The organism is Paractinoplanes abujensis, from assembly GCF_014204895.1.
GTDB lineage: Bacteria > Actinomycetota > Actinomycetes > Mycobacteriales > Micromonosporaceae > Actinoplanes > Actinoplanes abujensis.
The window spans coordinates 5,259,153-5,270,246 of the sequence record NZ_JACHMF010000001.1; the positions used below are offsets into that span (position 1 = coordinate 5,259,153).

Here is an 11,094-nt window from a genome sequence, read left to right on the forward strand (position 1 = left end):
GACGGACGTCTGGTTAGACCCGCTCCAGGGCCGGTTCCACGGCGGTCCACTGGGCGGTTTCGGCCGAGCGGCTGACCGCGTCCAGCACCAGTTGCACCTGCAGCGCGTCGGCGAACGACGGCGTGGGCTGCTGCCCGGTGGCGATGGCTTCGATCAGGTCGCGGACCTCGTGGGTGAACGTGTGCTCGTAGCCGATGCCGTGGCCGGGCGGCCACCACGCCCCGATGTACGGGTGGTCGGCCTCGGTGACCAGGATGCGGCTGAAGCCCTGTTCGGCCGAGGGCAGCGCGGCGTCGTAGAACTCGAGCTCGTTCTGCCGTTCGAAGTCGAACGCGAGCGAGCCGAGTGAGCCGTTGAGCTCGACCCGCAGCGCGTTCTTGCGGCCGGTCGCGAAGCGGGTCGCCTCGTACGTGGCCACAGCTCCCCCGTCGAGCCTGGCCAGGAACAGCGCCGCGTCGTCGACCGTGACGTCGCCCAGCCCGCTGCCGTCGTTGGCCGCGGACGCGGACAGCCCGGCCGACTCGGCGGTCAGCGGCCGCTGCTTGACGAACGTCTCGGTGAGGGCCGACACCGTGGAGATCGACTGACCGGTGACGAACTGGGTCAGGTCGATGATGTGGGCGCCGATGTCGCCCAGTGCCCCCGAGCCCGCCAGTTCCTTGCGCAGGCGCCAGACCAGCGGGAACGACGGGTCGACGATCCAGTCCTGCAGGTACTGGGCGCGGACGTGCCGGATCGTGCCGATGCGCCCTTCCTGCACCAGCTGCCGCATGAGTGCCACGGCGGGCACCCGGCGGTAGTTGAAGCCGCACATCGCGAGCACACCGGAGGTGGCGGCTTGGGCCGCGGCCGCCGCCATGTCCCGCGCCTCGGCCACCGAGTTGGCCAGCGGTTTCTCGCACAGCACGTGTTTGCCCGCGGCCAGCGCGGCCAGGGCGATCTCGGCGTGGGTGTCACCCGGCGTGCAGATGTCGATCAGGTCGATGTCGTCCCGTTCGATCAGCGAGCGCCAGTCAGTGGTGTGCTCGTCCCAGCCGAGTTTCGCGGCGGCGGCCGCCACCCCTTCCGGGGAGCGGCCGCTGACCGCGGTCATCCGTGCCGACAGCGGCAGGTCGAAGGCGCGGTTGACGGTGCGCCACGCCGTTGAGTGCGCGGCTCCCATGAACGCGTAGCCGACCATGCCGACCCGCAGCTGTTCCGACATCGAATCTCCTTATCGAAAACCCGGCTCGGTCAGAAGCCGAGCTTGGCGTACGCGTCCGCGTTGTCCTTGGTGATCGTCTCGGAGGCGAGGGTGATCTCCTTGGGCACCTGCAGCTCGACCAGGTCGCTCATGCCCTTGCCCTGCCCGATGAGCCGGGCCAGCGAGATGGCCGAGGACGCCATCGACGGGCTGTAGGTAACGGTCGCCTTGAGCACCGAGTTGTCGGCCTTGATCTGGTCGATCGCGGCCTTCGAGCCGGCCCCGCCGACCATGAAGAACTCGCTGCGGTTGGTCTGCTTGATCGCGGCCAGCACGCCGATGCCCTGGTCGTCGTCGTGGTTCCAGAGCGCGTCCATCTTGGGCAGCGCCTGCAGCAGCGCGGTGGCGGCGGCCTGGCCGGAGTCGGCGGTGAACTCGGCCGGGCGGCGGTTGGCCACCTTGAACCCGTACTCGGCCAGCGCGACCTTGAAGCCCTCGCTGCGCTCCTGGGTCAGCTCCAGCGAGTCGATCCCCGGGATCTCGCCGATGATCGGGTTGGCCACGTTCTTGGCCTTGAGCTGGTCGCCGATGTAGTGGCCGGCGGCCAGGCCCATGCCGTAGTTGTCGCCCTTGATCTGCAGCCGGAAGGCGGCCTGGGACGGGAACGCCCGGTCCAGGTTGATCACCGGGATGCCGGCCTTCATGGCCTCGAGGCCGGCCGAGTCGAGCTCCTTGCCGTCGTGCGGCAGCATCACGATCACGCTGGGCTTCTGGGCCACCAGGGTCGAGATGGCGGCGCGCTGGGCGGCCGCGTCGGCGCCGGCCTCGACGGCCTTGAACTCGACGTCGGTGTACGCCGCGGCCTGGGCCTTGGCGTTGTTGGTGATCGCGGCGATCCAGCCGTGGTCGGCGGCCGGGGCGCTGAACCCGATGACGACCTTCTCACCGGCCGCGGCGTTGGGGTTGGCGCTCGCGTCGGTGTTGGTGTTCACCTGCGCCGTGTTGTCGGGTTCGTTGCTGGTGCAGGCGGTGAGGAGGGCGCCGGCGCCGACGGCCGCGCCGCCGAACAGAATGCGCCTACGGGACAAAGCGGACATGATTCCTCCAAGGGGGTACCCGGGCCGAGCAAAGCCGGGCGAAAGAGATCAGCGCTTGAACAATTGAGTGAGCGATTGGAACCGGAACTGCTGGATCAGGACGGCGGCCACGATGATCCCGCCCTTGACCATGTTCTGAACCTCGGTGGGGAGGTTGTTGATGGCGAACAGGTTGGTGATGGTGGAGAAGACCAGCACGCCGAAGAGCGCGCCGACGATGGTGCCGCGGCCACCGCTGAGCAGCGTGCCGCCGATGATCGCAGCGGCGATCGCGTCGAGCTCGTACAGGTTCGCCATGGCCGCCTGGGCACTGGTGGCCTGAGAGGTCAGCATGATCGCGGCGATGCCGCAGCACAGGCCGGAGAGCGCGAACAGCAGCATGGTGTGCCGCTTGACGTTGATGCCGGCGAGCCGGGCCGCCTCGGGGTTACCGCCGACGGCGACCGTGCGTCGCCCGAACGTGGTGCGGTTGAGCAGCACCCAGCCCGCGATGACGACCAGGGCCAGGATCCACACCAGCAGCGGGATGCCGAGCGGCCGGGTGCTGGCGAGGTCGTTGATGGTGCTGTTGGTGGAGATCTGCGTCTGTTTGCCGGAGATCTGGGCGGCCAGGCCCCGCGCCGCCACCATCATCGCCAGTGTCGCGATGAAGGAAACCAGTTTCCCGTACGCGATGAGGACGCCGTTGACGAGCCCGACGACGGTCCCCACGACGATCGCCGTGAAGATCATGCCGCCGGCCCCGTAGCTCTGGGTGGCCAGGGTCGTGGACCACACCCCGGCGATGGCGACGATGGCGCCGACCGACAGGTCGATGCCGCCCCCGATGATCACGAAGGTCATGCCCACCGTGACCACGCCGATCGCCGACGCCTGCTGCAGGATCGTCAGGAAGTTGTTCTTGACCCAGGTCGGGTCGCTGTAGAGGTCGGGCTTCGTGGCGATGCCGACGATGATCAGGAGGATCAGCACACCGACGAGACCCAGATTCCTCAGGGTGTTCTCGTCGAGCTTGCGGCGTTGCTGCTTGGCGGGCGCCTCAGGGGGCGCCGTCTGGGTTGTCATGCTGGCTCCCCTTCCAGAATGGACTCAGTCGTGAGCGAACCCGACATCACAAGGTCGAGAACGGTGTCCTCGTCGATCTCGGGCGCCGGCGCCTCTCGGATGATCCGGCCCTCCCGCATGACCAGCACGCGGTCGGACAGGCCGAGCACCTCGGGCACCTCGCTCGACACGAGCAGCACCCCGACGCCACGTTTGGCCAGGTCCTGAATGACCTGATAGAGCTCGGCCCGGGCGCCGACGTCGACGCCGCGGGTGGGCTCGTCGAGCAGCAGCAACTTGGTGTCGTCGAGCAGCCAGCGCCCGACCACCACCTTTTGCTGGTTTCCCCCGGAGAGCGTGCGCACCGGGCGGTTGACGTCGCGCGGCCGCAGTTCGAGCAGGTCGGCCGTCTTCTCGGCGGCCTTGCGCTCGCCGCCCGCGTCGGTGAAGCCCGCCTTGGCGAAGCCGCTGAACGACGCGAGAGTCATGTTCTTGTAGATCGGCTCGTCGAGCAGCAGCGCCTGGCTCTTGCGTTCCTCGGGCGCCATGCCCATGCCGTTGCGGACGGCCCGGCCGACGCCGGTGATCCGGTGGCCGTCGAGGGTCACCGTGCCCGAGTCGGCGCGGCGGGCACCGAAGATCGTCTCCAGCAGCTCGGAGCGGCCGGAGCCGACCAGGCCGGCGATGCCGACGATCTCGCCCGGCGCGACGGTGAGGCTGGCTTCGGCGAACTCGCCCTTGCGGCTCAGCCCCTCCACGACCAGCAGCGGCTCACTCGCGTCGAGGGTGCGGCGCGGCGGGAAGACGTACTCGATGGACCGGCCGGTCATGCGGCTCACCAGGTCACGCGTCGGTGTGCTGCGGGCCGGCAGGTTGGCCGCGGTGGTGCGGCCGTCCTTGAGCACCGTCACCCGGTCGCCGATCTCGCGGATCTCCTCGAGCCGGTGCGAGATGTAGATGACCGCGATTCCCTGGGCCGTGAGCCCCCGGATGATGTGGAACAGATTGTCCACTTCGTCATGAGCGAGCACAGCGCTGGGCTCGTCCATGACGATCAGCTTGGCGTCGTGCGAGAGCGCGCGGGCCATGCTGACGATCTGTTTGCCGGCCGCGGGCAGGTCCCGCACGAGGGTGCGTGGCGGGATCTCCGGGTGGCCCAGGCGGGACAGGATCTCGCGGGTCTTCTGGGCCGTCGACCGCCGGCGGGTGAAGCCGAAGCGGGTGTCCTCGTGGCCCAGGAAGGCGTTTTCGGCCACCGACAGGTCGTCGACGAGGTCGAGTTCCTGATAGATGGTGGCGATGCCGGCCCGCATGGCGGCCTGCGGGTTGGCCGGGGCGAACGGCTCGCCGAGCCAGGTGATCTCGCCGCCGTCGGCGTGATGCACCCCGGCCAGTGTCTTGATCAGGGTGGACTTGCCGGCGCCGTTCTGCCCGAGCAGGCAGTGCACCTCACCCGCGCGCACCTCGAGCTGCACGCCGTCGAGAGCCCGTACGCCGGGGAAGGTCTTCACCACATCGGTCAGGCGCAGCACCACGTCGTGCGGGCCGTCGCCGTCGTTCTGCTCCGGCGGCGCCGGCACTTGGTCGTCGGATTTGAGGTCTTCACGCGGGGCGGGAATGGTCATGATGCCTGCTCGAAAGCCGTGTCGCTGGCCAGCACGGCGGCACCGGTGACACCGGCCCGGCTGCCCAGCTCCGAAAGGACAACGGGAAGGTTGCCGGTGGCCAGGGGCAGCGACCGGCGGTAGACCACACTGCGGATCTCGGCGAGCAGCACGTGGCCCAGCAGGGCCAGGCCCCCGCCGATGACAATCATCGAAGGGTTGGAGAAGGAGACCAGCGTGGCCAGCACACCGCCGACGCGGCGGCCGCCCTCGCGGATCAGGCGGATGCAGGTGACGTCGCCCTCGGCGGCGCCGTCGGCGACATCGCGGGCGGTGATCGTGACGACGGGCTCGGACTGGTCGTCGTCGCTCTGACTCTCGGCCAGGCTCAGCGCGGCGGCGAGCCGCTCGGCCAGGGCCGGCGACTCACCCGAGCGGGCCGCCGCGATGGCGTCGCGGCCCAGGGCGAAGCCGCTGAACAACGCCTCCAGGCAGCCGGTGTTGCCGCACGAACAGACCGGTCCGTTCGCGTCGACCTGGATGTGCCCGATGTCGCCCGCGCAGCCGTCGACCCCGCGATAGACAGTGCCGCCCAGGTGGATGCCGCAGCCGATGCCCGTACCGATCTTGACGAAGAGGAAGTCGTCGACGGAGTGCGCGACCCCGCCGTGCCGTTCGCCGATCGCCATGATGTTCACGTCGTTGTCGACGACGGCCGGGCAGCCGTGCTCCCGGGCCAGCAACTCCCGTACGGGATACCTGTCCCAGCCCGGCATGATGGGGGGCGACACCGGGACGCCGTCGCGGAAGCTCACCGGGCCGGGAACACCGATGCCGACCGCGTCGAGCCGCTCGTAAGCCCCGTCGGTGCGAGCCTTGTGCAGCAGCTCATTGACCCGTTGCAGTATGGTCCGCGGCCCCGAGCGGATGTCGGCCGACTCGCGGTAGGTCGCGACCGGCTCCAGCCGCCCGTTCGTGACCTCTATGTCGATCGAGCTGGCGCCCAGGTCGACGGCGGCGAAACGGAGTCGGGGGTCGAGCTCGACCAGCGTCGACCGGCGGCCACCACGCGAGGCGGCCATGCCGGCTTCGGCGATGAGACCCGCCGCGACGAGCCGCTCGACCTCGGCCAGCAGGCGCGGGCGAGTCAGCTCGAGACGATCTCCCAGCTCGGCCCGCGACACCGGTCCCTCGTCGCGCAGCAGGCGCAAGACCCGCAGATGGGGAGCATCGGCGTCGTGCACAAATACCTCCGGAGGCGCTTAACACCGGGGTAACCCCTCGGTGTCGTGCCCGTCACAGTAGGCGCGTTGTGCCGTGAGAGTCCATACCTTCTTGAAGATCATCGCCAACTTTTGTCTATTGGAGCAAAAGTTGGGTTTGTTATCGGCCGTTGACCTAGGTGTGTTTCGCGCGCCGGACACGCTTGAGCCCCCGGCCACTGGCGTGGACCGGGGGCTCGAAAACGCGCGGTCAGTTCGTGCTCAGACCCTGTTCGCTACCCTTCTTGATCTTGCGGTCGTCGCGCAGCTCCAGGAACGGCTCGTCCGACGGGTCGTGACCGGCCGCGATGGCCCGGCCCCGTTCCAGCTCGGCGTCAAGCTCCGCACCCAGCAGGATGGCGATGTTGGAGATCCACAGCCAGACCAGGAAGGCGATGACACCACCCAGGGTCCCGTACGTCTTGTCGTAGTTGGCGAAGTTGCCCAGGTAGATCGCGAACCCGGCCGAAGCCACCAGCCACAGCACCACGGCGAAGATGCCGCCCGGGCTGACCCAGCGGAAACCGCCGGTCTTGGCGTTCGGCGACGCCCAGTAGAGGATCGCGAACATCAGGCTGACCAGCATGATCAGCACCGGCCACTTGGCGATGCTCCACGTCGTCACGGCCGCGTCACCCAGACCGATCCGGTCGCCGACCACCTGGGCCAGGTCGCCGGTGAAGATGACGATGAACGCGGAGAGGATCAGCATGATGCCGATGACCGCGGTGACGCCGACCCGGATCGGCAGCGTCTTCCAGATCGGGCGGCCCTCGGGCACGTCGTAGACAGCGTTCGAGGCGCGCATGAAGGCCGCCACGTAACCCGAGGCCGACCAGAACGCCAGGACCAGACCGATGATCGCGGCGAAGCCGGCGCCGCCGGTGCCCTTGACCTGGTCCAGCACGGTGCCGACCAGGTTCTCGATCTGGTCGTTGTTAGCGATCTCGCTGACCGTGTCCTTGACGGTCTCCTGACCGTTGTCGCTGAGCAGGCCGAGAATCGACACCAGAACGACGGCACCAGGGAAGATCGACAGCACGCCGTAGTAGGTGAGCGCGGCCGCCCAGTCGGAGACGTTGTCCTCCGAGAACTGCTTGAACGTGCGCTTCACCGCGGCGAACAGGCCCTTGCCCTTGAGCTCGGCCGGGCTGTCCGGTCCGGCGTCGGGTGACGGCGCGGAGAGGTCGTTCTTCTTGTCCTCGCCCGTACGGGTGCTCGCGGCCGCCGCCACGTCGTAGTCCTCGGCGCCCTTGCCGCGCGCCCTGTCGGCGTCGGGAGCGCCCGCCTTCTCGTCGTCGTGCTTGTGGCGCAGCTTCATCGGGTTCCTCCAGGCACACGGTCCTTGATCGGTCCGCTCCCGTCGCGCCCCGGCACCCCGGCGACGTGCGACAACGACCTGCCCCCGTGATGCCCGCCACGACGCGCCCCTAACCACCTTCTCCCCGTACGGGAACGCCGCCGTTCACCATCTGCGCCGACCGGGCACCGCTATTTACAAAGCTGCTTCTCCATCCGGCGGCCCGCGACGGTCAGGCCGAGCACCATCAGCGCGCACAGATAGAGCACATCGAGCAGTTGCAACCAGCCCGTCGTGCCGGTGCTCAGGGCCCGGATCAGATCGACCGAACGGTAAAGCGGAGTGGCCTCGATCAGCCAGCGCACGACGGCCGGGTAGGCCGTGGGCGGGACGAACGTGCCCGAGAACAGGAACAGGGCGAACTGGCCGGCCGCGATCAGGTCGAAATCCTGCCAGCTGCGGATGATCGTGGCGACGGCCATGCCCAGCGCGCCGAAGGCCAGGCCCACCAGCAGCGTCGCGGGCAGCATGACCAGCGCACGCGACCACGTGGTGAGGCCCATCAGCGTCATGATGACCACGAACGCGGCCGAGTAGATCACGCCACGGACCATCGCCCAGGCCAGCTCGCCCAGCGCGATCTCGATGGGCCGCACGGGGGTGGCCAGAATGCCCTCGTACAGCCGGACGAATTTCATCTTGCCGAAGAAGTTGAACGTCGTCTCGGCCAGCGCGCCCGTCATGGCCGACGCCGCGAGCATGGCCGGGGCCACGAACTCGGCGTAGCCCACCACCTCGCCCCCGGGCAGCGTGATGTCGCCGATCAGCGCGCCCACGCCGACGCCGATCGAGAACAGGTAGAGCACCGGCTCGAGGAAGCCGGACACCATGACCACCCAGTACGCCGAGCGCAACGTCGAGATGTTGCGCTCGGTCACGGAGGCCGCGCGGCGCCCCGTGCCCTCGAAGGAGAGCAGCCGCGGCATCACCAGACTCACCACGATCACACCACCAGCCGGCGACGGAAACGGGCGTGGGCCAGCAGCCAGCCGGCGGCACACCAGGCCAGCAGCACCGCCACGTGCAGCAAGCCCAGGGCGCCGGGGTCGAGGCCGAGCATCGCGTCGCGGCAGAGCTCGACGCCGTGCCACAACGGAAACACGTACGCCACCCAGCGCAGCAGCACCGGCAGCGACTCGACCGGGAAGAACACCCCGGAGAACAGCGACATCGGCAGCACCGCGAACCGCATCAGGATGATCAGATAGCTGTCGCTGGTGATGCTGGCCGCGTAGGCCATCGTGGGCGCGGCCGAGGCCATGCCCACGAGCAGCGACACCACCAGGGTCATCGGCGCCCACCAGGAGTGCAGCGTGCCGAAGGCGGCCGCCACGGCCAGGAAGGCGGCCGCGGTGAGCAGCACCCGGAACAGCATGAAGGCGAGATGACCGCCGATGATGTCGGCCACCCGCAGCGGCGCCGCGGCCTGCGCGAAATAGACCTTGAGCCACTCGAAATAGCTCAGCACCGGCCAGGTGGCCTCGCCGAACGCCGCCTGCATGGCCGTCGACGCGATCAGACCGGGCACGATCCAGTCGATGTAGGGCACCCCGTCGACGCCGCCCCGCACGTAGGCGCCGACCCCGACGCCGAACCCGAGCAGCGTCAGCAACGGCATGACCAGCGTCGACAGCGCGCTCGAACGCCAGGTGCGGCGATAGTTGACCAGGTGATATTCGAGAACGGAGAGCGTGGCAGTCATCAGTCGACCAACGTCCGGCCGGTGAGGTGCAGGAACACGTCCTCCAGGCTGCTGCGGCGCACGAGCACACTGGCCGGGCTGAGCGAACGCCGGTTTACCTCGTCGACCGCGCCGTCACCGTCGGGCACGTAGAGCAGGATGCGGTCGGGCAGCACCTCGAGCCGCTCCCCGATGCCGGCCAGCTTGTCCGCGTACGCCGTCTGCTCCTCGGTGTTGAACCGCAGCTCGACGACCTCGCGCGTGGAATATCGCTCGATCAGCGCCCGCGGCGACCCCTCGGCGGCGATGCGGCCGCCGTCCATCACCACCAAGCGGTCGCACAGCTGCTCCGCCTCGTCCATGTAATGCGTGGTCAGCACCAGCGTCACGCCCTGCTGCTTGAGCCGGAACAGCCGTTCCCACACCAGGTGGCGGGCCTGTGGGTCGAGACCTGTGGTGGGCTCGTCGAGCAGCACCATCTCGGGCTGGTTGACCATCGCGCGGGCGATCGTGAGCCGCCGCTTCATGCCGCCCGACAGCGGCTCGACCTTGCTGTCGGCCCGCTCGGCCAGCTGCACGAACTCGAGCAGCTCGTCGGCGCGGCGGCGGGCCTCCTTGCGCGGGATGCCGAAGAAGCGGGCATACGTCGTCAGGTTCTCCCGCACGGTCAGCTCGATGTCGAGGTTGTCGAGCTGGGGGCAGACGCCGAGCCGGCCCCGGATCCGGGGGCCGTCACGCCGCGGATCCATGCCGAGGATCTGCAGCACGCCGTCGGTCGGCGGGGAGACACACCCGATCATGCGCATCGTGGAGCTCTTGCCCGCCCCGTTGGGCCCGAGGAAACCGAACGCCTCACCCCGCTGGACGTCGACGTCGATGCCGTCGACCGCGGTGAAGTCGCCGAACCGCTTGATCAGGCCACGCGCGTGTATCAGGGAGTCCACGCTGACGACCCTAGAGAGGGGGTACGACAGAAACGACCGCTTTTCCCGCTGGTGCGACGTGTCAGGCCCAGACGATCAGTTGTCCGAGGAGCAGGCGTTGGCCAGGGCCGCGCCGAAGAGCCGTCCGGCGAGTTCCACGCAGCGCATCCGAGCCGGCGAGAAGTCGTAAGGCATCTTGGTGATCGCCGTGGCGACACTCATCTGTGCGCCTTCCGCCCCGGTCAGGCCGGCTTCGTAGCTCTCGAAGATCTTTTCGTCGTCCGCGTCGAGACCAGCTGCCTCGATGGCCCGATTCAGGGCCATCAGGTGAGCGCATCGTTGCCCGGCGAGCTCTTCGACGCGCGGGTCGCCGGGCTCGACACCGTCGTCGAGGGCAGCCTCGGCCGCCTCCAGTCGGTCCTCCTCGGCCCGCAGGCCGGGGTGGGTGGCCAGCACGATGAACGTGCCGGCCTGGATGGCCGCGCCCACCGGCCCGAAGATCCGTTCGGTGACCAGCAGGGCGTCCAGGTCGGAGGGGCGCAACGCGCCCGCGGGCAAGTCGCTGAGCCGGTCCGTGACCAGTTCCGAGAGCAGCCCCAACGGGCTGCCCATCGCTTGCAGGCGCTGGACAGCCGCGCGCCGACGTTTGATGGCGGCCTCCTGCGCCGCCAGGGTTTCCTCCAGCCGGCCCAGGACCGACTCGATATCCAGGGCTCCGTCCCGGGCCTCACCGAAGGCGACCCGCATGTCGTCCAAGCTGATGCCGGCATCCGCCATCTTGCGGATCCACAGCAGGCGGATCATGTCGTCATAGCCGTAGCGGCGGCGGCCGTCCCCACCGCGCTCGGGTTCGGGCAGCAGACCGATCTCGTGGTAATGGCGGACGGCGCGTGGGGTTGTCCCAGCGAACGCGGCGGCATCACCGATCTTGACCTGCATC

General features: G+C 68.9%; 10 protein-coding genes. All 10 read right to left on the reverse strand.

The window, feature by feature from the left end:
- Nucleotides 1–13: 13 nt before the first annotated feature.
- Nucleotides 14–1,204, reverse strand: a complete 1,191-nt coding sequence (locus BKA14_RS23840; protein WP_184953100.1) for a Gfo/Idh/MocA family protein — start codon at nucleotides 1,202–1,204, stop codon at nucleotides 14–16.
- Between the two features lie 29 nt (nucleotides 1,205–1,233).
- Nucleotides 1,234–2,280 carry a substrate-binding domain-containing protein gene (locus BKA14_RS23845; protein WP_184953101.1) on the reverse strand — a complete coding sequence of 349 codons (1,047 nt, stop codon included), beginning with the start codon at nucleotides 2,278–2,280 and terminating at the stop codon, nucleotides 1,234–1,236.
- A gap of 48 nt (nucleotides 2,281–2,328) precedes the next feature.
- Nucleotides 2,329–3,345: an ABC transporter permease gene (locus BKA14_RS23850; RefSeq protein ID WP_184953102.1), complete on the reverse strand. Its 1,017-nt coding sequence runs from the start codon at nucleotides 3,343–3,345 to the stop codon at nucleotides 2,329–2,331.
- Entirely contained in the window at nucleotides 3,342–4,949 is a 1,608-nt protein-coding gene (locus BKA14_RS23855) for a sugar ABC transporter ATP-binding protein (RefSeq protein WP_184953103.1), read from the reverse strand. The genes BKA14_RS23850 and BKA14_RS23855 overlap by 4 nt, the downstream gene beginning before the upstream one ends.
- On the reverse strand, nucleotides 4,946–6,172 hold the full coding sequence (locus BKA14_RS23860; RefSeq protein WP_184953104.1) for an ROK family transcriptional regulator: 1,227 nt from the start codon (nucleotides 6,170–6,172) through the stop codon (nucleotides 4,946–4,948). Before BKA14_RS23860 ends, BKA14_RS23855 begins: the two co-directional genes overlap by 4 nt.
- A gap of 229 nt (nucleotides 6,173–6,401) precedes the next feature.
- On the reverse strand, nucleotides 6,402–7,511 hold the full coding sequence (locus BKA14_RS23865) for a YihY/virulence factor BrkB family protein (RefSeq protein WP_184953105.1): 1,110 nt from the start codon (nucleotides 7,509–7,511) through the stop codon (nucleotides 6,402–6,404).
- Nucleotides 7,512–7,681: 170 nt separating this feature from the next.
- Nucleotides 7,682–8,491: an ABC transporter permease gene (locus BKA14_RS23870; protein WP_184953106.1), complete on the reverse strand. Its 810-nt coding sequence runs from the start codon at nucleotides 8,489–8,491 to the stop codon at nucleotides 7,682–7,684.
- Between the two features lie 2 nt (nucleotides 8,492–8,493).
- The gene (locus BKA14_RS23875) at nucleotides 8,494–9,252 is read right to left on the reverse strand and encodes an ABC transporter permease (protein ID WP_184953107.1); all 759 of its coding nucleotides are present in this window, start codon (nucleotides 9,250–9,252) and stop codon (nucleotides 8,494–8,496) included.
- On the reverse strand, nucleotides 9,252–10,175 hold the full coding sequence (locus tag BKA14_RS23880) for an ABC transporter ATP-binding protein (RefSeq protein ID WP_184953108.1): 924 nt from the start codon (nucleotides 10,173–10,175) through the stop codon (nucleotides 9,252–9,254). Before BKA14_RS23880 ends, BKA14_RS23875 begins: the two co-directional genes overlap by 1 nt.
- 75 nt (nucleotides 10,176–10,250) lie before the next feature.
- The gene (locus BKA14_RS23885; protein ID WP_184953109.1) at nucleotides 10,251–11,093 is read right to left on the reverse strand and encodes a MerR family transcriptional regulator; all 843 of its coding nucleotides are present in this window, start codon (nucleotides 11,091–11,093) and stop codon (nucleotides 10,251–10,253) included.
- Nucleotide 11,094: the final 1 nt, after the last annotated feature.